Consider the following 21228-nt stretch of genomic DNA (forward strand, 5'->3'; position numbering starts at 1 on the left):
GCACCGATCCGTCGCTGCCGCCGGTGACGATGAGGTGTCGGCCGTCCGGACCGGGCAGCACTGCCACCGCCTCCACCCCATAGGGATGGCCGAGGATACGATGAGTGGTACCTGACCAGATGGCGGTTTGCACATGCCAGGGCCACTCGGGGTAGTCGAGGATGAGGGCGTCAGCCAAACGGGTTGATCGGATCTTGCGAGCCCAGACGTGCAGCCACCATGCGCGTTTCGGATCGGACCAGCCGATCCACTCGCTGGTGGAGGCGCTTTCCAGTGCCGCAGCTGCGGTGATGGCGTGCCGTGTGACCAGGAAGTGCCGGTGCTGCAGGATCTGGCCCGGCGGGCAAGACAGCAGAAATCCAGGGTCGGACATCAACTCGTCGAGCATTCCAGCGGCGGCAGTGTGCGCGGGGAGCCGCAGGCGGGTGTAGTCGTCGATGCCGGACCAGTCGCGCCGTCCAGTGGCCGGGCTCTCGGGTGGGACCAGCCACGTAGTGATCATCCGGTGCGCGGTCTGCCAGGCGGTGTGCAACTCGTCGGTCAGCCCGGCGTCGATCGATTCCACTGTTTCGTTGCCGCTCGCGGCGGCGGCGAACAGGTCGCGCAGGCTTTGGTGGCGGACCCGGTATTGGCGGTGGCGGTCCGAACCGGTGGTCACGTCGAGGAACGCGCGGGCTGGTCCGTCCAGCCATGCCGCCAGGTCGCTGGCGGCGTCCGGCCGGTTGAGCACCATAGCGAGGTCGTTGCGGTCGATCGCGCGGCCGAGGGCGGCGAGCACCGCCAGAGCGGGCAGGTGTAGCGATCGCCAGTCGAGATGGGTAGCCCACCGCTGCTGGATCTGCAGCTCGTAGTAGCCCCGCAGACCGTCCGGCAGGCACGCCACATCGTTCGGCGGGCGCAACCCAGCGCGGACCTCGTCGAGCACGTACCGCAGATAGATCCACACTCCGCGGCAGCGATCGAGTAGCGTCGCGACGAACGTCTCCGTAGGGACCCGGCGCTCGGCCAGCACTGTAGTCAGCGCCGAATCCGGGGTCGGACCGGTGGTCGCGGCGTGCAGGTAGGCAGCCATGTCGGCCAGGTTGTCGGCACCCTCCACCTCGATTTGCGACCAGCCGACCCGCAGCGGATCCCGCAGTGCGACCAGAGGAAGGCCGTACCGGCTGGTCGCCACGATGTACGCCCCTGCTGGCAAGGCGTCCGGTGCTGGCAGCCCGAGTGGAACCCCGGTACCCATGCCCGCCGGATCCGCCTCGGCCTCATCCAATCCATCGACGACCAGCACCAGCGGTCGGCGCTCGGCTGGCGCGAACCGCTCATCACGGGCCGCCACCGCCGCCCGAATAACCTTGGCCAGCCAGTCTGGCCGCTGCGCAGCCGCCGGGAACACGTCTCCCGGGGTGAACCTGTCCGCCAGGTCCCATGCGCCGATCAACTGCGCGGCCAGGCTCTTGCGTGCCTCGATTGGGTTGCGCGCTCCGCCGTCGAGCCGAGTGAAGTGGTGAGCGCATTGCCGCGTCCACACCAGATGCGCCGCCAGCGCGCTCTTGCCGACCCCGGCTTCGCCTCGCACCACGACGTACCCACGGTCGGTGGCGGCGATCCGTTTGTCGATTTGGGTGATCAGGCCGGAGCGGCCTTGAAACCGGGCGAGATCCAGCTGCTCGTACAACGGCGCCGGATCAAAGATCGCGTCATTCAGCCGGTCGAACCGGCCCACCGTGACCTGAACGTACGTCGGTCCGGTATGCACCGTCCCGTTGATGTCCCGGCCAGCGGCGACCGCGCCTGGGGCCAGCTGCCATTTCGGTCCCACCGTTACTGAACCGGTCCCTGCTGTCGCGGCGACCGGGCCCTGCCGCCGGTGGTGTCGATGTCCGCCTGTCCGGTGATGTCCCGTCCCGCGACCACCGCGCCCGGAGCGACCCCGGACTGCGGCATCGGCTCATCACCAGCCGTAGTGGACGGATCGGTCCGGACCCGGCCGCCGAGGTCCCGACCAGCGACCACCGCACCAGCACCGATTCGGCGGTGTGATTCCGACGCTTCTCCGGCCAACCAACCCGCTACCAACGCCCCGACCAGTGTCAACACCCCTGCCGCGAGCCACCACTGCCAGCCGCCCTGCAACCTGTTGATCACCGCGCTGTTCGCGGCGGCGAGCACCACCGCGATGCCTGCGGCCCAGGCAACTCGCCGACCAGACATGCACTCACCTCGTGGTCACCAGAAGCGTCGGACCTGATACCGGGAGTCAGATCGTAGTCGGTGCGAGCAACCTCCGCTGGAGCACCCGACCTGGCCCAGCAGGCACCGAGCGGCCGGAAGGTCGAGTGTCACCGGTCAGCGAAGATGAGCGACGAGCTTTCGCGGCGCGATCCTTGCCGGTGCCGACTACACAACCGCAGGTACCAGTCCCTGGTCAGCCCGGCGCGTTGCTGACGTAGACGCCTCGCCCTTGGTGGCCTTGGAGGATGCCGCGTTCCTGGAGGCGCGCGAGGGCCTGGCGGACGGTCGGTGCCGAGCATTCGTACTGTTCGCCGAGCTCCGCTGTGGATGGGATCTTGTCCCCGGGTTTGAGGTCGCCGGTGGCGATGGCGGTCTCGATGTCGCGCATGATCCGCCGGAAGACCGGCTCTGCGGGCTGGGAGGGGGTCGGCACGGCAGGCTCCTCGCGTAGGTGAAGCCATCGCATCACGCCTGACCTGTGTTGGCAAGTAAGTCAAGTGTCCCGTGTTGACTTGGCTTGCTTAGCAATCTAGGTTTTCGGTCTGGTTGAGGTGTCTCCTCGCGTAGGGGCTGAGCGGGAAACCTCGGCCACGGCCTGCCCTCCTACGCCTGGGCGTCCCCCGTCGTCGAGGACGGGAGGGCAGGCCATCCTGCTCTGCCTGCTGCGGCTTCCTGGCGTCCGCGCCTTTCGTGCACGAGTACACCCCGACATGTATTACTAAGTAAGCGAGGTCTTGATGGTGCGTACGATCACCCGACGCCGGTTACTCGCGGGTGGGGCCGCTGTCGTGGCCGGGGCAGCTGCCTCGGCTTGCGGTCGCCAACCCGTTCCCGGCCCCGCCGCTGTGCAGACGGTCAGAGTGTTGACGGGTGCCGGGTTCCAGGGGCGGGAAGCGCCGCTGCTGGTGGCGCGGGCGCAGGGCTGGTTCCGTGACGAGGGTCTGGCCGTGGAGGTGCTGCCGGGCAAAGGGTCGGGCGAGAACCTGAAGCTGCTGGCGGCCGGGCAGGTCGACGTGGCGACGCTGGACGTGAGTGCCGCGATTATCGAGGCCAGCGCACCCGGTGGCATCCGGGACTTCCGGCTGACATCGGTGCTGCACCAGCGGAACCTGGCGTGCTTTGTGGCGTTGGTGTCGTCGGGCATCCGCACGCCGGCTGACCTGGCGGGCCGGCGGTTGTCGTACCTGCCGGGCGGCATCAACCACGTGCTGTTCCCGACGTACGCGCAGCTGGCCGGCTTCGACCCCTCGAGTGTGCAGTGGGTGAGCAACCCGGTGCCGACCCAGCACGCTGCGCTGCTCACCGAAGGAAAAGTCGACGCCATCAGCCAGTTCGTGCCGGCGGTCGAGTCGGTGCGGTCCGTCGCGAAGCAGAACCTGTCGGTGCTGCCGTTCGCCGACTGGATCGGCGACCTGCACGGCTCGGCGATGGCCGTCTCCACAGCGACCGCGACCAACCGCGCCGACGTAGTCCGCCGATTCAACCGGGCACTGCTACGCGGCCTGGACTACTGCATGAGCCACCCCGACCAGGCCGGCAAGGCGTACGCGTCGCAGCCGGAGACGCAGGGCCAGCAGGCCCAGCTCGCCACCGCCGAACTGACCGCGCTGCGCGGCTACGTCACCCCGGCAGAAGGACGCCTCGGTCACTTCGACGAGGCGAGGGTGGCCCGCAACATCGCGATCCTGCATGGTGCAGGTGCCATACCCGTTGGTCTGGTGCCGTCGGACATCATCGCCCCGGACCTCGTCCCATGAACCGGCCCATGCCGCCGACGCCGAGTCTCGCCTCGGCTGTCACCGCGCGGCTGTGGATGGTAGTCGCGGGAGCCTGCCCGCCGGTTCTCGGTGTGGCCGGGCTGGTCGCCGTCTGGTGGGCCGCCGTCGAGGTGTCCGGCGTAGCCGACTATGTCGTGCCGCCGCCCTTCGCGGTCGCCGCCGTGATCCGCGACCAGCCCGGCTACCTGTTCCACCACGCCGCCGTCACCCTCACCACAGCGATGGCCGGCTACACGCTCGCCGCCGTCACGGCGATCATGCTCGGCACCCTCCTGGCCATGTCCCGGCCACTGGCGCGGGCACTCACCCCGACCCTGCTGGTCCTCAGTGTGCTACCGAAACCCGCCCTGGTGCCGGTGCTGATCATCGCCCTCGGCTTCGGCGCAGGGCCGAAGATCGTCCTGGTCTGGCTGATGTGCTTCCTCCCGATCGCCCTCGCGACAGCCACCGGCCTGACGGCCACCCCGGCGGATCTGGTCGAGCTGGCCCGATCCCTGACCGCCTCCCGCTGGCAGACGTTCGTCAAGGTCCGGCTGCCGGCCGCGCTACCGCACCTGTGCTCCGGGCTGCGGATCGCGTTACCCCTCGCCCTGATCGGCGCCGTCGTATCGGAGTTGTTCGGCGGGCTCACCGGCCTCGGCGTCGTCATCCAGAACGCCGGCACCCGCGCCGACATGGCCTTCGCCGCCATCACGGTCCTCGCCGCCATGAGCACCGCGATGTACGGGCTCCTCACCGCCGCCTGCGCCAGGGCAGCGCCGTGGATCCGCCACACGACCGCCTAACCCCCCGGGCAGGCGCGCATCCGAACCGCCGGGTCCAGGCCATGCCCGGTGACCCTTATGTCTGAAGGAGACAGCTGTGACCACGTCCACCTACCTGTTCGGCGACGCCCCACCTGACACCCGCGACGACAACGCGGTCATGCTCGACGCCCTGGCCGGCATGCTCGACCCGTTCTCCCGGTGGCAGCTGCGCCGGGTCGGAGTCCGCGCCGACGCCCGATGCCTCGTCGTCGCCGTCGGAGCCATCTGCATCGCCGCGACCCTCGCCGAGATGGCCCCGCACGGCGACGTCACCGCCACCGACATCGACCTCACCCCGAGCCGCCGGCACCCCCGCGTCCGGCTGATCCGCCACAACATCGTCACCGACCCGTTGCCCGACGACGGCTACGACCTCATCCACGTCCGGCTCCTCCTGGCACATCTACCAGCAGACCAGCGCACCGCCGTGCTCACCCGACTCGTCGACGCACTCACCCCCGGCGGAATGCTCATCGTCGAGGAGTTCGAACCCACCTGGCGCAGCTCCGTGCTGTCCGCCCCTGACCCCGACGAAGCCGACCGGCTCTTCGCCGCCTACCACCGGGCGTTCGGGGCTGTGCTCACCGGCTCCGGCAACGACCTGACGTGGGGTCGCCGCGCGCACCATGCGATGCGCGCCCTCGGCCTGCACGTCGACACGACCGGCCACACCGGTACGTGGACCGGCGGGCAACCCGGCTGCCTCCTGCCCTACGCCACCGCCGGGGTGATCCGCGACCGGCTCACCGCCGCCGGCATGACCCCCGACGACATCGACGCCTTCCGTCGGCTGCTGCTCCACCCGGACCTAGTGGTCAAAGGCAACCTCGCTCTGTCCCACGTCGGCCGCGCTCCCGCCGGGAGCTGACGTGGCCGCCGAGTACAGCCTCGACACCACCGCCACCGCACCGCCCGCCGATGCGCTGAAGGCGAACCGGTGACTACCCCTGCCGCCGTCGCGGTCGGCATCATCCTGCTCGCCATTGCCATCCTCAACGCCGGTAACAGCGTGGCCTGGGCCTACGCCAAGTACCGGGCCCGCAGGCTCCTCACCGCCGGACTCCTCGTCCTCACCGCCGTCATCATCCTGCACCACCACACCGGCGAACCCGAATGAGCCCTACCCACGCTGCATGCACACAAGCCCCGAAGACGACGCGACCCTCGTCCACGACGGACAGATCGTCCTGCGCCAGCGCGACGGCCACATCGCCATCAACACCGACTGGCCCGGCTGGCACGAAATCCCGACCCTCCACTGGTACCGCGACGGATTCCTTGGACAGAGCCATGCCGACCAGCGCCACCTTCCGCGGCGAAACCCTCAATCGTGAGCAGTTCATCGACCTGCTCACCCGACGCCGCACCAATCCCGTCAGCGTCCGCCTCGGTGAGCATTACCTCGTCGGGGTCGTCAACGTTGCCTACGACCCCGGACACGACGAGATCGTGCTCGAGCTGGACCCCATCGCCCTGTCCGACATCCTCACCATCCTCGCCACCGACCGCGCCCACCTACCCGTACCGAGGACACCCAGCGCATGATCCCCTACCTCCGACTCACCACCGGCCACCGGCGACGCCTCGTCCTCCAGACGCCGATCAGCTCATACCGCCACCCCGACAGCGGGCAGCGAATCGTCGTCGTCGCCACGCACCACTACGCCGAGCCCGCCTACTACCGAGGGCTCCTGCACGACATCGACTGCTACCAACAAGACGGATACGTCGTCCATTACGAGAACGCCCAGTACGAGACACCCGGCGACGAACCCACCCAGGCAGAGCAGGCCGTCCTCGACGACCTCAACGCCCTACGCGACCTCGAAAGCGTCCGGATGGCCCCTCTCGGCTGGGTACGCCAACCCAGCTTGCTCCACCACCCCACCTGGCAGCGAAAAGATCTCACTGACCTTGACGTCATCCGTCAGGCCGGCACCGACGCCATGACCCGCTACCTCACCACCCGACGCGCCCTGTTCGACTGGCCCGACCAGCAGGTCTGGCAACTCAGCCGCGTCTACGCCTTCTTCGCCCTCAGTACCCGCTTGATCGCCTCCTCTGCGGCGAAGAACACCGTTCCCCGACCCCACCACGACCCCCGCATGCGGGCCGTGGCCCAGGTTCTCACCGACACCCGCACCGCCCTCGCCCTCGACGCCGCCGTGACGACCACCGAAGACACCGTCATGATCTGGGGCGCAGCCCACCTCCCCGGCATCCATACCGGGCTCACCGCCGCCGGGCACCACCTCGACGGCGACTCACAATGGCGCACCGTCGGCTACCTTCCCTCGATCGCCGCCTCCGCCCTGCGCTACCTCCTCCGACAACCACCCGCCGTGCACCCGCGCTACCACCACGCCACGCCTGCCGCGCCCCTCGGCCCCGCGTCCACCAAGTGAGTCATCCAGGCCCGAGCCCTGACTCAGGCCGCGTCCAGTCCGGGACCCGAGATCAGCCGTGTTCAAGACCAGTAGCCTGCTGTGGGCGGCGCGGGACCATGTCGATCTCCCGCAAGAGTCGACCGCGCCGCCCACTACCCGAGCAGGACAACGGGTCAACGGAAGCTGTCACTCCCGAAGAGCGGTCCCGCTCCCCCTGTGGACCGACTCCAGGTAAGGGCCGGGACAGCAGTAGGGCCCGTTACCGGATGTCCGGCAACGGGCCCTGTGACGTGCTCGTACAGCTGGTGGGCGATACTGGGTTTGAACCAGTGACCTCTTCCGTGTCAAGGAAGCGCGCTCCCACTGCGCCAATCGCCCTCGTTGTGACGAGGTGGAGACGGGATTTGAACCCGTGTACACGGCTTTGCAGGCCGTTGCCTCGCCTCTCGGCCACTCCACCGAGGTTGCCCCCGACGTGCTGTGGTGGCATCTCCGAGCGGACGACGGGACTCGAACCCGCGACCCTCACCTTGGCAAGGTGATGCGCTACCAACTGCGCTACGTCCGCTTGTCTCTGCCGGCCTCCCGCCCTCGGGCGTTCCTGCCAACGGATGAGAACTTTAGCCCAGCCGTCGCGAGAGTGCCAACTCGGGGGGTGCCCGGGCGCGCCCACGGCACGATACCCGACAAAGTTCTTATATCACCCCGCGAGCCACCTGGCTCCGTGAAATCGATTCGCCTTACCCGATCCCGACCACTTCCTGAGTCAGGAAATTGACTGGTAACTCATCGTATCGATGATAGTGCGTTACCGTGTTCGCCGTGACAAGACGTTCGGCCGAAGTACGCCTTGACTCGCTGCTGCGCACCGCCTGTGAGGTGATCGTGGAGCGTGGCCTGGCCAACACCCGCACCGCAGACGTGGCGGAAGCCGCCGGGGTGAGTCAGGCGCTGGTCTTCTACCATTTCTCCACCAAGGACCGGCTGCTCGCCGAGGCGTTCGCGTACGCCGCCGAGCAGGACCTGGCCCGACTCGACACGGTCGTCCGGTCGTCCGCCGAGCCGCTGGAGAAACTGAAGAAGATCATTCGGCTGTACGCCCCGACCGGCAAGTCCAAGGCGTGGACGCTATGGATCGACGGTTGGTCGGAGTCGCTGCGTACCCCCGCCTTGAACCGGGTGTGCCGCAACCTCGACCTGCGTTGGAAAGAGGCCCTGATCAAGGTAATCGCCACCGGGTGTGCCGACGGCACCTTCCAGTGTCCGGACCCGAAGGGCGCGGCTTGGCGGATCAACGCGCTGATCGACGGTCTGGCGGTGCAGGCCGCGATGCACGACCGGGTGGTTTCCCGCCGGCAGCTCACCGAGTGGATCCGGTTGGCCGTGGCGCGCGAGATCGGCCGCAAGCCGGAGGAGCTGGCCTGATCGTCGCCGCGTCGAAACGGTTCAAACCGCCGCTTGGCCCGCTGGGCGGGCGACTCGGCCTGCTCGGGACCGGTGGTTACGGCAACCGGCGTCCGGCCGACCTGCCACTGTCCGGCGACGACCGGTAGGCGGATAATCGCCCCGGGAGCGGCCCGGACCTACCACCGGTGACCGCGCGCCGCCCACGGAGAAGGAGGCCTGGGTGCCGGGAGCAGGGATCAGCATCCGGGACGTCGCCTCGCGGGCCGGCGTCTCCGTCGGCACGGTGTCGAACGTGCTCAACCGGCCGGACATCGTCGCGGTCGGCACCCGGTCCCGGGTGCTCGCCGCGATCAACGAACTCGGCTTCGTCCCCAACGACGCGGCCCGACAACTACGCCGGGGCCGGGGCCGCACGTTGGGCCTGGTGGTGCTGGACGTGGCCAACCCGTTCTTCACCGACGTGGCCCGGGGCGTCGAGGACGCCACCAGCGGTGCCGGCATGCCGGTGATCTTCTGCAACAGCGACGGCGACGCCGGCAAGGAGAGCGCCTACCTGGACCTTCTGGAGGAGCAGCGGGTGCAGGGGGTGCTGATCACCCCGGTCGACGACGCCAGCGACCGGCTGCTGCGGCTGCGCGATCGCGGCGTACTGGTGATTCTGCTGGACCGGCGGTCCCGCCGGCCGGACCTCTGCTCGGTCTCGGTCGACGACCGGCTCGGCGGCGAGCTGGCCCTGCGTCATCTGATCGACGCCGGGCACCGACGGATCGCGTACGTCGGCGGGCCCGGGCATCTGGAACAGGTCCGGGACCGGTACGCCGGGGCGCTCCGGGCGCTGACCGAGGCCGGACTCGACGAACGGCAGCTGCGCCGGTTCGATACGCCGAGCCTGACGGTGGCCGCCGGGCGGGACGCCGCCGCACGAATGCTCGGTGTGCCCCGCACCTCCCGGGTGACCGCCGTGTTCTGCGCCAACGACCTGCTGGCCCTCGGGGTCCTGCAGGGGCTGACTCGTCAGCAGGTACGGGTACCCGAGGACATCGCGCTGGTCGGCTACGACGACATCGAGTTCGCCGCGGCGGCGGCGGTGCCGCTGTCCTCGGTACGCCAGCCCCGGCAGCGGCTCGGGCAGACCGCGGCGGCTCTGCTGCTGGAGGAGGCGGCCAGCCCGGACTCGCACCGCCACCGCCAGGTGGTCTTCGAGCCGGAGCTGGTGGTCCGCGAGTCCAGTCAGGATACTCGCGGCACCCGATTGGGCGGCTGATCCACGACCTTGACAGCCCGGTTTGGTCGCTCGTATGTTTGGGTCGGCTGTTGAAACGGTTCATCCGGGAGGTGCCGGTGCGGCGGTACTGCTTCGTGCTGCGGGTCCGACCGGATCGACTGGCTGAGTACCGGGCCCGGCACGCGGCCGTCTGGCCGGAGATGCTGCATGCACTGCGCGCCGCCGGCTGGCATGACTACGCACTCTTCCTGCACCCCGACGGCCTGCTGGTCGGCCATGTCCGGGCTGACGATCTGGCCGCCGCGCAGGCGGCGATGGCCCGCACCGAGGTCAACGCCCGGTGGCAGGCCGAGATGGCACCGTTCTTCACCGAACTGGGCGGCCGGCGCCCCGACGAGGGTTTCGTCCTGCTCGAGGAGATCTTCGACCTCGACGAGCAACTCGCCGCGCTCGACGGCCCGCGCCCTGGCGATGCCCGATCGCCGCGGCTGGGCCGGCCGCTGCCAGCCCAGCCGCCACGACCGGCAGAAGACCCGACTTCGTACCAGAAACGAGTGATATGATCCGCCGGATCAAGGACGCGCTCCGGGAACAGCGAATTGAGGTGCCGTCCTGGGCGTACGGCAACTCGGGCACCCGGTTCAAGGTGTTCGGCCAGCCCGGGGTGCCCCGTACCCCCGAGGAGAAGATCGCCGACGCGGCCCAGGTGCACGCGGTCACCGGCATCGCCCCCACGGTCTCACTGCACATCCCGTGGGACCGGGTCGACGACTACGCCCAGCTCGCCCGGCACGCCGCCGACCTGGGGGTACGGATCGGCACCATCAACGCCAACGTCTTCTCCGACGACGACTACCGCCTCGGCAGCGTCACCAATCCCGACCCCCGGATCCGGCGCAAGGCCGTCGCTCACCTGCTCGACTGTGTCGACGTGATGGACGCCACCGGGTCGACCGACCTGAAGCTGTGGTTCGCCGACGGCACCAACTACCCGGGCCAGGACAGTATTCGTGTCCGGCAGGACCGGCTCGCCGAGGCGCTCGACGTCACCTACGCCCGGCTCGGCGAGCATCAGCGGCTGCTGCTGGAGTACAAGCTGTTCGAGCCGGCCTTCTACACCACCGACGTGCCGGACTGGGGCACCGCGTACGCGCACTGCCTGCGACTCGGCGAGCGGGCCCAGGTGGTGATCGACACCGGCCACCACGCCCCGGGCACCAACATCGAGTTCATCGTGGCATTCCTGCTGCGGGCCGGGCGGCTCGGCGCCTTCGACTTCAACTCCCGGTTCTACGCCGACGACGATCTAATGGTCGGCGCCGCCGACCCGTTCCAGCTCTTCCGGATCATGTTCGAGATCGTCTCGGCGGACGCGCTGCGGCCGGCCAGCGGCATCAACTTCATGCTCGACCAGTGCCACAACATCGAGCCGAAGATCCCCGGCCAGATCCGGTCCGTCCTCAACGTCCAGGAGGCCACCGCCAAGGCGCTGCTGGTCGACACGGCGGCACTGGCCGTCGCGCAGTCCACCGGGGACGTGCTGGGCGCCAACGCCGTGCTGATGGACGCCTATCACACCGACGTACGGCCGTTGCTCCGCGAGCTACGCGCCGAGCAGGGGCTGGACCCGGATCCGATGGCCGCCTACGCCCGCAGCGGGTACGCCGAACGGATCGTCGCCGAACGGGCCGACGGCCAGCCGGCCGGTTGGGGGGCCTGACATGGCCGGACAGCCACAGATCGACCGACAGCCACAGACCGCCGGGCATCCCGAGGTCGCCGCGCTGCTGGCCCGCGGCCACCGGCTGGGCGCTGACCGGCGGACCACGAACTACGGTGGCGGCAACATCTCCGTCAAGGCCACCGCCGACGACCCGGTTACCGGCGACCCGGTCGAGCTGATGTGGGTCAAGGGTTCCGGCGGCGACATCGGCACGTTGACCGACGCCGGGCTGGCGGTGCTGCGGGTCGACCGCCTGCACGAGCTGGCCGGACGCTACCTGGGCCGGCGACACGGCAAGCCGGTCGGGCCGCGACGTGAGGACGAGATGGTGCCGGCGCTCGACTACTGCCTGCACGGTCGGGGCGGCGCGGCCCCGTCGATCGACACCGCGATGCACGGCCTGATCGACGCCGCCCACGTCGACCACCTGCACCCGGAGGCCGGGCTGGCCTTCGCCACGGCGGCCGACGGGCCCGAGCTGACCCGGCGCTGCTTCGGCGACCGGGTGCTGTGGGTGCCGTGGCGGCGGCCCGGCTTCCAGTTGGGCGTCGACATCGCCGCACTTGCCCGGGACAATCCGCAGGCGATCGGCGTGATCCTCGGCGGGCACGGGATCACCGCGTGGGGGGCGACCAGCGACGAGTGCGAAGCCCGGTCAATGGAGATCATCTCCAGCATCGACCGGTTCCTGGCCGAACACGGCCGGCCGGAGCCGTTCGGGCCGGTCCGGGACGGGTACGCGGCGCTCGCCGCCGACCAACGGGCCGCCCGCGCCGCCGCGCTCGCCCCGCTGATCCGTGGCCTGGTCAGCACCGACGGCCGGCAGGTCGGCCAGTTCAGCGACGACTCGGTGGTGCTGGACTTCCTGTCCCGTAGGGCGCTCCCCCGGCTGGCCGAGCTCGGTACCTCCTGCCCGGACCACTTCCTCCGGACCCGGGTCCGGCCTCTGCTGCTGGACCTGCCGGCGGACACCCCGCTGGCCGAGGTCCGCGACCGGCTCGGTGAGCTGCACCAGCGGTACCGGGACGCCTACCGGGCCTACTACCAACGGCACGCCGGACCGGACTCGCCGCCGATGCGCGGTGCCGATCCGACGATCGTGCTGGTGCCGGGGGTCGGCATGTTCAGCTACGGGCGGGACGCCGCGACGGCCCGGATCGCCGGCGAGTACTACCGCAACGCGATCGAGGCGATGCGCGGTGCCGAGGCGGTATCGATGTACACGCCAATCGACGAGGCGGAAAAGTTCCGCATCGAATACTGGGCGTTGGAAGAGGCGAAGCTGCGCCGGCTGCCGGCGTCCCGGCCGTTGGCTGGACGGGTCGCGCTGGTCACCGGCGGCGGGTCGGGCATCGGCGCGGCCACCGCCCGCCGGTTGGCCGGCGAGGGCGCCAGCGTGGTCGTCGCCGACCGCGACGGCGCGGCCGCCGCCGAGGTGGCCGGCAGGATCGGCGGGCCGGACCGGGCGGTCGCGGTCACCGTGGATGTCACCGACGCCAATGCGGTCGAGGCGGCACTGGCCCGTGCCGCGCTGGTCTTCGGTGGGGTCGACCTGGTCGTCAACAACGCCGGGTTGTCGCTGTCCCGGCCGCTGCTGGAAACCACCGACGACGACTGGGACCGGCAGCACCGGGTGATGGCACGCGGGTCGTTCCTGGTGTCCCGGGCCGCCGCCCGGATCATGGTCGACCAGGGTATCGGCGGCGATATCATCTACGTGGTCAGCAAGAACTCGGTGTTCGCCGGGCCGGAGAACGTCGCGTACGGCGCGGCAAAGGCGGATCAGGCGCACCAGGTGCGGCTGCTCGCCGCCGAACTGGGCGCACACGGCATCCGGGTGAACGGCGTCAACCCGGATGGCGTGGTCCGTGGCTCGGGGATCTTCGCCGCCGGCTGGGGTGCCCAGCGGGCCGCCATGTACGGCGTACCCGAGGCGGAGCTGGGCGCGTTCTACGCCCGCCGCACGCTGTTGAAGCGTGAGGTGCTGCCGGAGCACGTGGCGAACGCCGTCTTCGTGCTGGCCACCGACGACCTCTCCCACACCACCGGCACCCACCTGCCGGTCGACGCCGGCGTACCCGCTGCCTTCCTCCGGTGACCACCGACCGGGCGGCGGTGGCCGCCGTCGATCTCGGCGCGGCCAGCGGCCGGGTGATGCTCGGCGAGGTCGACCCGGACGGTGTCACGCTGACCGAGGTGCACCGGTTCGACAACGACGCGGTGCAGGTGGCCGGCACCCTGTACTGGGACGTACTGCGGCTGTACTCGCAGACCGTGACCGGGTTGCGGGCAGCGGTGGCCGGCCGGGCCGATCTGATGAGCATCGGCGTCGATTCGTGGGCGGTCGACTACGGGCTGTTGGACAGCGGGGGTGATCTGCTCGCCAACCCGGTGCACTACCGCGACCGGCGCACCGACGGGGTCGCCGACCGGGTGGTCGCCCGGCTCGGTGCCGACCGGCTTTACCGGACCACCGGCGTGCAGCAACTACCGTTCAACACACTGTTCCAGCTGGTCGCGGCCGCCGACACGCCGACGCTGGCGGCCGCCGACCGGCTGCTGATGATCCCCGACCTGCTCGCCTACTGGCTGACCGGGCAGGCCGGCACCGAGGTCACCAACGCCTCCACCACCCAGCTGCTCGACGTGCACACCCGCCGCTGGGCGACAGACGTGATCGCCGACGCCGGCATCCCGCAGCGGCTCTTCGGCCCGCTGCGCCGGCCGGGTGAGCCGGCCGGCGAACTGCGTCGTCAGGTACGGTCCGCGATCGGCGCCGACCGGCCGGTGCCGGTGACCACGGTCGGCTCGCACGACACCGCGTCGGCGGTGGTCGCCGTACCGGCGGTGGACGGATCGTTCGCGTTCATCTCGTGCGGCACCTGGTCGCTGGTCGGGCTCGAACTGGCCGCACCGGTGCTGTCGACGGCCAGCCGGGCGGCGAATTTCAGCAACGAGGCCGGCATCGACGGCACCGTACGGTATCTGCGTAACGTGATGGGTCTCTGGCTGCTGCAGGAATGCCTACGGCACTGGCGGGAGCGGGGCCGGCCGGTGGAGCTGGCGGCGGTACTCACGCAGGCCGCCCGCCAGCCGCCGCTCGCCGCGGTGGTCAACCCGGACGACCCGGTGTTCCTGCCACCCGGTGACATGCCGGCCCGGCTGGCCCGGGCGTGCGCGGACACCGGTCAGCCGGTGCCGGACTCGCCCGCCGCCGTGGTCCGCTGCGTCGTCGACAGCCTCGCCCTCGCCCACCGGTCGGCGGTACGTCAGGCGGCCGAACTCGCCGACCACGAGGTGACCGTGGTGCATCTGGTCGGCGGCGGGGCCCGCAACGAACTGCTCTGCCAGCTCACCGCGGACGCCTGCCGGCTACCGGTGGTCGCCGGCCCGGTCGAGGCGACCGCGCTCGGCAACGTCGTGGTGCAGGCCCGAGCCGCCGGCACCGTCCGGGGCGGGCTCGCCGAGCTGCGGGCGTTGATCCGACGCGGTCGCCGGTTACGAACGTATCTGCCCACGGCGGCCGGCGCCGAAGCCTGGTCGGCGGCGGCCGCCCGGGTCGGTCTGCCGGCCTAAGCCGAAGCGACCTCTCCGGCCGGCCCGACTCGACGGGCTCCAGCCGCCGAACGGGGGTGCCTTGGCACCCACACCGGCACCGGCGACGGCCGGCACCGCGTCGTCGGGGTCGGCGAGGCCGCGCATCAGCCGGGCCCGGACCCGCAGCAGCAAACCGAAGCCGACGAAGACCATCGCGCCACCGGCGATGAACCAGGCGACCGGGATACCGGAGGCATCGCCGGCCGGGATCGCGTCCACCGGCTGCGGTCCGCCACCGCCGACACCGGCCGGTGCGTCGCCGCCCGGCACTTCGGCCCCGGGTTGGCTGTCCACCGGCTCCTCGGCCGGTTCGGACGGCTCGGGATCCGAGCCACCCGGCTCGCCGACCACCGGCAGGGTCGCCGCGGTGTCGGCCAGCAGCTGTGTGTTCTCGTCGTACGCCTCGACGGTGAAGGTCACCTTGCCCTCGGCGTCGTCGGCGAAGCTGAACTGGTACTGCGCGGTGACCGTGCGGTCGGCGCAGAGGATGCCGGGATCGAGCTGCACGTCGGTCAGCCGCGCGTCGTCACCGTCGGTCTGCACGTCGACCGCGAACGCCGTGCCCTGCTCGACCCGGGCAGCCCGGATCTCGTCGAGGCCGACACCGTCCGAGCGCAGCACCAACGACCAGCGGACCTTCTCGCACTCGCCGCCGAGGTTCCGGCTGACCACCACGGTCATCTCGACTGTCCCGGCACCCGCGACCGCCTCGTCCGGCAGCTCGGTGACCTGCGCCCGGTAGCCGGCCTGGGCGAACGCCGGTGTCGCCGCGGTCAGCATCAGTCCGGCCACTGCGGCCAGCCCGACCCCGACCCGGACCGCGATTCGCCCCACCCAGCTCACCACCTTCTCCGGGTTGCCACCCGGCATCCGTACCGTGTCCACTGGCCACAGTACGGCCGTACCGCTGGACCGGACAGGGTCCGTTCTTCTCACCCAGTGCGAACTGAAACGGGTTAATTCACCACCTGTGGTGAACCGGTAACCGCTGGCCGCGACCAGCGCTCGCCGGACCGGCCGGCACAATCCGGATGGTGACCACTGATCTGTCAAGCGCCGAGCTGTCGACCTTCGTCCGTGCCCACGCCCGGCTCGCCCCGGTTACCTACGTGCCGGAACTGCGGCTCTATCAGGCGGCCGAGCCGATCGGCCTGTGGGAGCTGGCCGAGGGTGAGTTCCGCAGCGAACAACCACCGCCATTCTGGGCGTTCCCCTGGGCCGGCGGTCAGGCGTTGGCCCGGTTCCTGCTGGACCATCCGCAGACCGTCGCCGGCCTGCGGGTGCTCGACCTGGCCAGCGGCTCCGGGCTGGTCGCTATCGCGGCGGCCAGGGCCGGAGCGGCGACGGTACGCGCGGTCGACGTGGACCCGGTTGCCGGTGCCGCCGCCGGGCTCAACGCCGCCGCGAACCAGGTACGGCTGGACGTCACCGTCGCCGACCTGCTCGACGGCGATCACGGCGACGCGCAGGTGGTGCTGGCCGGTGACGTGTTCTACAGCGAGGCGATGGCCGCGCGGATGCTGCGCTTCCTGCTGGGTGCCGCCGCCGACGGGGCCCGGGTGCTGGTCGGTGACCCGGACCGGGCGTACCTGCCCCGGGAGCGGTTCACCGAGCTGGCCGACTACCAGGTGCCGGTGCCGCCGGCGCTGGAGAGCGTCCGGGTACGGCGTGCCCGGGTCTGGCAGCTGCGCCCGCCGGTACGCCGGCCGGGGCGGGCGCTAGCGTGACCGGGTGCTGTTCCGCAACTGGGAGAGGCTTGACGACCGGTGGCCGCCGGTGGTCCGCGTCGCCGACCACACCGGTGCCCCGCATCTGCTGGTGACCCGACACGCCCTGGTCCGTCAGGTGCTCGCCGATCCGGCGACCTTCCGGCCGGACAACGCCCTGGACGCGGTCACCCCGGTGCCGGTGGCCGCGCTGCGGGTGCTGGCCTCGTACGGCTTCCGGCTGCCGCCGACGCTGGCGAACAACGGCACCGCGAGCCATCCGGCGATCCGGGCGGTGGTCGCCGAGGCGCTGCACCCGACCCGGGTCGCCGGTCAGCGGGACTGGCTGGCCGGGCTGGTCAGCGAGCGGGTGGCCGGGCTGGCCGCGAAGCTGGCCGCCGGCGGCCGGGTCGACCTGTACGCCGGGCTGGCCGCCGACCTGCCGCTGCTGGTGCTGGCCCGGCTGGTCGAGTTGCCGCCGGCCGCGACCGACACGGTGAAGCGGTTCGTTCGCGCAGCGCTGGAGCTGTTCTGGGCCCCGGTGGACGCTGACCGACAGCACGAGCTGGCCCACACGGTGGGCCGGTTCCACACCGTGCTGCGCGACTTCGCGGTGACCGGCGGCGGGCTGGCGAAGTCGCTGCGCGAGGCCGGTCAGCCGACCGATTCGGTGGTCGGCGCGCTGTTCTTCCTGCTGGTCGCCGGACAGGAGACCACCTCGCAGTTCCTGACGCTGCTGCTGCACCGGCTGGCCGGCGAGCCGGCAGTACTCGCCGGGCTCACCGACGGATCGATCAACGTCGACGATGTGGTCGAGGAGGGACTGCGACTGGTGCCGCCGATCGTCACCTGGCGGCGGCGGACGGCGCTCGACACGACGGTGGCGGGCGTGCCGGCGCCCGCTGGGTCGAGCGTCGTGCTCTGGCTGGCGGCGGCCGGCCGGGATTCGGCCGTGGTGGCGCGGACCGACCAGTTCGTCCCCGGTCAGCCGGGTTCCCGCCGGCACCTGGCCTTCGGCGCGGGGGCGCACCGCTGCGTGGGGGCACAGCTGGCCAGGATGGAGACGGCGGTGGTGGTCGAGCAGGCGGTGCCGCTGCTCACCGGTGCCGAGGTGGTCCGGGCGCCGTGGTCACCGGACAACCTGTCATTCCGGATGCCGGACGCGCTGGTGATCCGACGGCCGGGCTCCGCCGTGGCCGACTGACCAGCGCCGGCCCGGCTGCCGCAGGTTGGCCCTGCACAGAGGTCGGGCGGTCAGCTGGTCTCGTCCGCCCACGCCCGCCAGTCGTCCAGTACGCCGTACAGCGCCGGGGTCAGCCAGCCGGGCGCGGAGCGGCGGAACACCCCGGGTTCGAGGGTGCCGGCGCCATCGGGCACCGCGCCGACCATGGTCGGGACCAGTTCACTCAGGTTCGCCCAGTGCACCAGTTCGGGCTCGGCCGGCCAGGCGCCGAGCACCACGCCGGCGGGGACCGCCCGGCGGTCCAGCGCCTCCAGGGTCAACGTGGTGTGGTTGAGGGTGCCCAGCCCGGCCCGGGACACCACCACCGCCGGCGCGCCGAGCGACACCGCCAGGTCGGCGATGGTCCACGGCTCGCCGGACGGTCGCAGGCCCATCGGCACCAGCAGCCCGCCGGCCCCTTCGACGAGCACCAGGTCGTGCTTGTCGGCCTCCTCGCGTACCGCGTCGACGGCCGCGTACAGCTCCAGCGGCTCGGCCGCGGCGACCCGGGCGGCGGCCAACGGGGCCAGCGGCTCCGGGTAGCTGGCGATGGTGCGCACGGTGGCCGGGTCGGCCAGCCGGGTCACCACGTCGGCGTCCGACGGCTCGCCGGTCACCGTGCCGGTCTGACCTGGTTTGACCATCGCCACCCGCAGGCCGGCGGCCTGGGCGGCGGCGGCGACCGCCGCGGTCACCACGGTCTTGCCGACGCCGGTGTCGGTGCCGGTGACGACCACCGCACCGTGCCAGCCGGTCACGGCGCACACTCCACGATCACGTCGAGCGCCCGGTCGAAGTCGGCCCGGGGGATCCCGACGTTGACCGTGATCCGCAGCCGGGCCCGCTGGTCCGGGGTGGACGGTGGCCGGAAGCAGCCGACCGCAACCCCTCGGTCGCGGCAGTCCCGCGCCCAGGCGAGCGCGGTCTCCGGCCCGGGCGCGCCGAGCGACACCACCCCGCCGGCCGGAGGCCCGCCGAGGTCCAGACCGGCACCGGTGAACCGGCCCACGGCGGCGGCGACCCGGTCGGTCAGTTCGACCCGCAGCCGCGCCCCGTCGCGGGCCAGCGTCAGTGCTGCGTGTACCCCGGCGGCGACCGCCGGGGCGAGCGCGGTGTCGAAAATGAACGTACGCCCGGTGTCGACCACGTGCCGAATCAGCGGCTGCGGCCCGGCCAGCACTCCCCCGGCACCGCCGAGCGCCTTGGACAGGGTCGCGGTGACCACCACGTCGGGTTGGCCGGCGAGCCCGGCGGCGGCAACGCCGCCGGCACCGGCCGGCCCGATGACACCGAGCGCGTGTGCGTCGTCGACCAGCAGCAGCGCACCGTGCCGGCGGACGACCGCGTGCAGCGCGGCCAGCGGCGCCGGGTCGCCGTCGACGGAGAAGACCGACTCGGTGACGACCACCGCGGGCCGCCCGGGGTGGGCGGTCAGCACCGCGTCCACGGCAGCCGGGTCGGCGTGCGCGACGACCTCGGTCTGCGCGCCGGCGAGCCGGCCGCCGTCGATCAGCGAGGCGTGATTGTGCGCGTCGCAGACCAGCAGGGTACGGGGCCGGACCAGCGCCCGGACCGCACCGAGGTTGGCCAGGTAGCCGGAGGAGAAGACCAGCGCGCGGTCGGTGCCGAGCCAGTCGGCCAGATCGGTCTCGAGCGCGGCGTGCGCGGCGGTGGAGCCACGGACCAGCCGCGAGCCGGTCGCGCCGAGGCCGTACCGGTGCAGGGCGTCTGCCGCCGCGGCGACCACCTCGGCGCGGGTGGCCAGCCCGAGGTAGTCGTTGCCGGCCAGGTCGGTCAGCGGGTCGTCGGCGGTACGGTTGCGCAGCTCGCGGGCCAGCCCGGCCTTGACCCGCAGCTCGGCCCGCCGCCGCAGGCCGTCCAACCAGTCCGCCACGGGTCCCCCTCGTCGTTCGCGCCGCCTTGTAGGGTACGCACATGTCCGACATCCTCGACCTAGCCCGCGCCCAAGTCCTGGAGCGTGGCGTCGGCCTCGACGAGGCCGGGGTCCTCGCTGTGCTCCGGCTGCCCGACGACCGGGTCCCGGCCGCGCTGCAACTCGCCCACGAGGTGCGGACGCGCTGGTGCGGGCCGGAGGTCGAGGTGGAGGGAATCGTTTCGCTCAAGACCGGCGGCTGTCCAGAGGACTGCCACTTCTGCTCCCAGTCCGGCCTGTTCGCCTCACCGGTACGGGCGGTGTGGCTGGACATCCCGTCACTGGTCGAGGCGGCGAAGCAGACGGCGGCGACCGGGGCCACCGAGTTCTGCATCGTGGCGGCGGTGCGGGGGCCGGACGCACGGCTGATGCGGCAGATGCGCGAGGGTGTCGCCGCGATCCGGGCCGAGGTGGACATCCAGGTCGCGGCGTCGCTCGGGATGCTGACCCAGGAGCAGGTCGACGAACTGGTCGACATGGGGGTGCACCGGTACAACCACAACCTGGAGACCTGCCGCTCCTACTTTCCGAATGTGGTGACCACGCACAGCTTCGAGGAGCGGTGGGAGACGCTGCGGATGGTGCGAGACTCCGGCATGGAGGTGTGCTGCGGCGGCATCCTCGGGCTGGGCGAGACGATCGAGCAGCGGGCCGAGTTCGCCGCGCAGCTGGCCGCGCTGGACCCGCACGAGGTGCCGCTGAACTTCCTCAACCCACGGCCCGGCACTCCGCTGGGTGACCGACCGGTGGTCGAGGCCCGCGACGCGTTACGCGCCATCGCCGGCTTCCGGCTGGCGATGCCACGAACAATTCTGCGGTACGCCGGCGGCCGGGAAATCACGCTCGGTGATCTAGGCACCCGGGACGGGCTGCTCGGCGGCATCAACGCGGTGATCGTCGGCAACTACCTGACTACTCTGGGCCGCCCGGCGACAGAGGATCTGGCGCTGCTGGACGACCTTAAGATGCCGGTCAAGGCGCTGTCTGCGACGATCTGAGCGGCCGGGCGTGCAGGCGATCTGGTGCGACCGGTGTGGTACCGGGACCAGCACCGGCAACCACGATGACTGCGCCGCGGCGCGGGCCTGGGAGCCACCCCGCTTCTGTACCAGGTGCCGGCGACGGATGAAGGTACAGGTGCTACCGGCCGGTTGGTCGGCGCGGTGCGTCGAACACGGCGAGGTCCGGCCGAGCTGACCCGCCCTGCTGTGCCAC

Annotated in this window: 23 protein-coding genes and 3 tRNA genes; 17 read left to right on the forward strand and 9 right to left on the reverse strand. The window is 71.3% G+C overall.

Annotation, left to right across the window (positions count from 1 at the left end):
* The 3 genes from ACFHWU_RS14465 to ACFHWU_RS14475 form a co-directional block, all read right to left on the reverse strand.
* On the reverse strand, nucleotides 1-1816 hold a 1816-nt coding region (locus tag ACFHWU_RS14465), incomplete at its 3' end, for an ATP-binding protein (RefSeq protein WP_416590789.1).
* A gap of 2 nt (nucleotides 1817-1818) precedes the next feature.
* On the reverse strand, nucleotides 1819-2208 hold the full coding sequence (locus tag ACFHWU_RS14470) for a hypothetical protein (RefSeq protein WP_282226531.1): 390 nt from the start codon (nucleotides 2206-2208) through the stop codon (nucleotides 1819-1821).
* Nucleotides 2209-2422: 214 nt separating this feature from the next.
* Nucleotides 2423-2662 (reverse strand): winged helix-turn-helix domain-containing protein, encoded by a 240-nt coding sequence (locus ACFHWU_RS14475; protein WP_416590790.1) that lies wholly within the window; start codon nucleotides 2660-2662, stop codon nucleotides 2423-2425.
* A 430-nt stretch (nucleotides 2663-3092) separates the two neighbouring features.
* Between ACFHWU_RS14475 and ACFHWU_RS14480 the strand changes: the two genes are divergently transcribed.
* The 7 genes from ACFHWU_RS14480 to ACFHWU_RS14510 all read left to right on the forward strand — a co-directional run bounded on the left by ACFHWU_RS14480 (nucleotide 3093) and on the right by ACFHWU_RS14510 (nucleotide 7218).
* Complete coding sequence (locus tag ACFHWU_RS14480; protein WP_416590791.1) at nucleotides 3093-3986, forward strand: ABC transporter substrate-binding protein; 894 nt, start codon at nucleotides 3093-3095, stop codon at nucleotides 3984-3986.
* Nucleotides 3983-4792: an ABC transporter permease gene (locus tag ACFHWU_RS14485; RefSeq protein ID WP_416590792.1), complete on the forward strand. Its 810-nt coding sequence runs from the start codon at nucleotides 3983-3985 to the stop codon at nucleotides 4790-4792. The genes ACFHWU_RS14480 and ACFHWU_RS14485 overlap by 4 nt, the downstream gene beginning before the upstream one ends.
* 76 nt (nucleotides 4793-4868) lie before the next feature.
* Complete coding sequence (locus ACFHWU_RS14490) at nucleotides 4869-5681, forward strand: class I SAM-dependent methyltransferase (protein WP_416590793.1); 813 nt, start codon at nucleotides 4869-4871, stop codon at nucleotides 5679-5681.
* 69 nt (nucleotides 5682-5750) lie between these two features.
* Nucleotides 5751-5930 carry a hypothetical protein gene (locus tag ACFHWU_RS14495; RefSeq protein ID WP_416555659.1) on the forward strand — a complete coding sequence of 60 codons (180 nt, stop codon included), beginning with the start codon at nucleotides 5751-5753 and terminating at the stop codon, nucleotides 5928-5930.
* A 16-nt stretch (nucleotides 5931-5946) separates the two neighbouring features.
* Nucleotides 5947-6147 (forward strand): hypothetical protein, encoded by a 201-nt coding sequence (locus ACFHWU_RS14500; RefSeq protein WP_416555661.1) that lies wholly within the window; start codon nucleotides 5947-5949, stop codon nucleotides 6145-6147.
* Nucleotides 6104-6358: a hypothetical protein gene (locus ACFHWU_RS14505; protein ID WP_416568384.1), complete on the forward strand. Its 255-nt coding sequence runs from the start codon at nucleotides 6104-6106 to the stop codon at nucleotides 6356-6358. The genes ACFHWU_RS14500 and ACFHWU_RS14505 overlap by 44 nt, the downstream gene beginning before the upstream one ends.
* A complete protein-coding gene (locus tag ACFHWU_RS14510) occupies nucleotides 6355-7218 on the forward strand; it encodes a hypothetical protein (protein ID WP_416555665.1) in 864 nt (287 codons plus the stop codon). Before ACFHWU_RS14505 ends, ACFHWU_RS14510 begins: the two co-directional genes overlap by 4 nt.
* A 285-nt stretch (nucleotides 7219-7503) precedes the next feature.
* Here the strand turns inward: ACFHWU_RS14510 and ACFHWU_RS14515 are convergent.
* The 3 genes from ACFHWU_RS14515 to ACFHWU_RS14525 all read right to left on the reverse strand — a co-directional run bounded on the left by ACFHWU_RS14515 (nucleotide 7504) and on the right by ACFHWU_RS14525 (nucleotide 7768).
* Nucleotides 7504-7578, reverse strand: a tRNA-Val gene (locus ACFHWU_RS14515).
* 11 nt (nucleotides 7579-7589) lie between these two features.
* A tRNA-Cys gene (locus tag ACFHWU_RS14520) sits at nucleotides 7590-7660 on the reverse strand.
* A gap of 35 nt (nucleotides 7661-7695) precedes the next feature.
* Nucleotides 7696-7768, reverse strand: a tRNA-Gly gene (locus ACFHWU_RS14525).
* A gap of 254 nt (nucleotides 7769-8022) precedes the next feature.
* Here ACFHWU_RS14525 and ACFHWU_RS14530 point away from each other — a divergent pair.
* The 6 genes from ACFHWU_RS14530 (at nucleotide 8023) to ACFHWU_RS14555 (ending at nucleotide 15131) form a co-directional block, all read left to right on the forward strand.
* Nucleotides 8023-8625, forward strand: a complete 603-nt coding sequence (locus tag ACFHWU_RS14530) for a TetR/AcrR family transcriptional regulator (protein WP_278168229.1) — start codon at nucleotides 8023-8025, stop codon at nucleotides 8623-8625.
* 202 nt (nucleotides 8626-8827) lie between these two features.
* The gene (locus tag ACFHWU_RS14535; RefSeq protein WP_416568385.1) at nucleotides 8828-9871 is read left to right on the forward strand and encodes a LacI family DNA-binding transcriptional regulator; all 1044 of its coding nucleotides are present in this window, start codon (nucleotides 8828-8830) and stop codon (nucleotides 9869-9871) included.
* 50 nt (nucleotides 9872-9921) lie between these two features.
* Nucleotides 9922-10395: an L-rhamnose mutarotase gene (locus tag ACFHWU_RS14540; RefSeq protein WP_416568386.1), complete on the forward strand. Its 474-nt coding sequence runs from the start codon at nucleotides 9922-9924 to the stop codon at nucleotides 10393-10395.
* Complete coding sequence (gene rhaI / locus ACFHWU_RS14545) at nucleotides 10392-11552, forward strand: L-rhamnose isomerase (RefSeq protein WP_416568387.1); 1161 nt, start codon at nucleotides 10392-10394, stop codon at nucleotides 11550-11552. The genes ACFHWU_RS14540 and rhaI overlap by 4 nt, the downstream gene beginning before the upstream one ends.
* Nucleotide 11553: 1 nt before the next feature.
* Nucleotides 11554-13653 (forward strand): bifunctional aldolase/short-chain dehydrogenase, encoded by a 2100-nt coding sequence (locus ACFHWU_RS14550; protein ID WP_416590794.1) that lies wholly within the window; start codon nucleotides 11554-11556, stop codon nucleotides 13651-13653.
* Nucleotides 13650-15131, forward strand: coding sequence for a rhamnulokinase (locus ACFHWU_RS14555; protein WP_416555675.1), 1482 nt, complete (start codon nucleotides 13650-13652; stop codon nucleotides 15129-15131). Before ACFHWU_RS14550 ends, ACFHWU_RS14555 begins: the two co-directional genes overlap by 4 nt.
* Here ACFHWU_RS14555 and ACFHWU_RS14560 read toward each other — a convergent pair.
* Entirely contained in the window at nucleotides 15054-16088 is a 1035-nt protein-coding gene (locus tag ACFHWU_RS14560; RefSeq protein ID WP_416555677.1) for a hypothetical protein, read from the reverse strand. The two genes, ACFHWU_RS14555 and ACFHWU_RS14560, sit on opposite strands and share 78 nt — an antisense overlap.
* Nucleotides 16089-16183: 95 nt before the next feature.
* Between ACFHWU_RS14560 and ACFHWU_RS14565 the strand changes: the two genes are divergently transcribed.
* Nucleotides 16184-16879 (forward strand): class I SAM-dependent methyltransferase, encoded by a 696-nt coding sequence (locus ACFHWU_RS14565; protein ID WP_416590795.1) that lies wholly within the window; start codon nucleotides 16184-16186, stop codon nucleotides 16877-16879.
* Nucleotides 16880-16883: 4 nt separating this feature from the next.
* On the forward strand, nucleotides 16884-18062 hold the full coding sequence (locus ACFHWU_RS14570; RefSeq protein WP_416590796.1) for a cytochrome P450: 1179 nt from the start codon (nucleotides 16884-16886) through the stop codon (nucleotides 18060-18062).
* 50 nt (nucleotides 18063-18112) lie between these two features.
* Here ACFHWU_RS14570 and bioD read toward each other — a convergent pair whose 3' ends face one another.
* Nucleotides 18113-18817, reverse strand: coding sequence for a dethiobiotin synthase (bioD, locus tag ACFHWU_RS14575; protein WP_416555759.1), 705 nt, complete (start codon nucleotides 18815-18817; stop codon nucleotides 18113-18115).
* A gap of 17 nt (nucleotides 18818-18834) precedes the next feature.
* A complete protein-coding gene (locus tag ACFHWU_RS14580; protein WP_416555683.1) occupies nucleotides 18835-19974 on the reverse strand; it encodes an 8-amino-7-oxononanoate synthase in 1140 nt (379 codons plus the stop codon).
* A 41-nt stretch (nucleotides 19975-20015) separates the two neighbouring features.
* Between ACFHWU_RS14580 and bioB the strand changes: the two genes are divergently transcribed.
* Nucleotides 20016-21011 (forward strand): biotin synthase BioB, encoded by a 996-nt coding sequence (gene bioB / locus ACFHWU_RS14585; protein WP_416590797.1) that lies wholly within the window; start codon nucleotides 20016-20018, stop codon nucleotides 21009-21011.
* Nucleotides 20998-21210: a hypothetical protein gene (locus ACFHWU_RS14590; protein ID WP_416555760.1), complete on the forward strand. Its 213-nt coding sequence runs from the start codon at nucleotides 20998-21000 to the stop codon at nucleotides 21208-21210. The genes bioB and ACFHWU_RS14590 overlap by 14 nt, the downstream gene beginning before the upstream one ends.
* The last annotated feature ends 18 nt before the right edge of the window (nucleotides 21211-21228 follow it).

The sequence above is a fragment of the Micromonospora sp. LOL_015 genome (genome assembly GCF_048060275.1).
In the GTDB taxonomy this organism is placed as follows: domain Bacteria; phylum Actinomycetota; class Actinomycetes; order Mycobacteriales; family Micromonosporaceae; genus Micromonospora_E.

What these genes read in the sequence shown, in the direction of transcription:
- ACFHWU_RS14500 (WP_416555661.1), top strand. Translation starts at nt 5,947, where the DNA reads ATGCACACAAGCCCCGAAGACGACGCGACCCTCGTCCACGACGGACAG.
- ACFHWU_RS14565 (WP_416590795.1), top strand. Translation starts at nt 16,184, where the DNA reads ATGGTGACCACTGATCTGTCAAGCGCCGAGCTGTCGACCTTCGTCCGT.
- rhaI (WP_416568387.1), top strand. Translation starts at nt 10,392, where the DNA reads ATGATCCGCCGGATCAAGGACGCGCTCCGGGAACAGCGAATTGAGGTG.
- bioB (WP_416590797.1), top strand. Translation starts at nt 20,016, where the DNA reads ATGTCCGACATCCTCGACCTAGCCCGCGCCCAAGTCCTGGAGCGTGGC.
- ACFHWU_RS14510 (WP_416555665.1), top strand. Translation starts at nt 6,355, where the DNA reads ATGATCCCCTACCTCCGACTCACCACCGGCCACCGGCGACGCCTCGTC.
- ACFHWU_RS14550 (WP_416590794.1), top strand. Translation starts at nt 11,554, where the DNA reads ATGGCCGGACAGCCACAGATCGACCGACAGCCACAGACCGCCGGGCAT.
- ACFHWU_RS14485 (WP_416590792.1), top strand. Translation starts at nt 3,983, where the DNA reads ATGAACCGGCCCATGCCGCCGACGCCGAGTCTCGCCTCGGCTGTCACC.
- ACFHWU_RS14505 (WP_416568384.1), top strand. Translation starts at nt 6,104, where the DNA reads ATGCCGACCAGCGCCACCTTCCGCGGCGAAACCCTCAATCGTGAGCAG.
- ACFHWU_RS14470 (WP_282226531.1), bottom strand. Translation starts at nt 2,208, where the DNA reads ATGTCTGGTCGGCGAGTTGCCTGGGCCGCAGGCATCGCGGTGGTGCTC.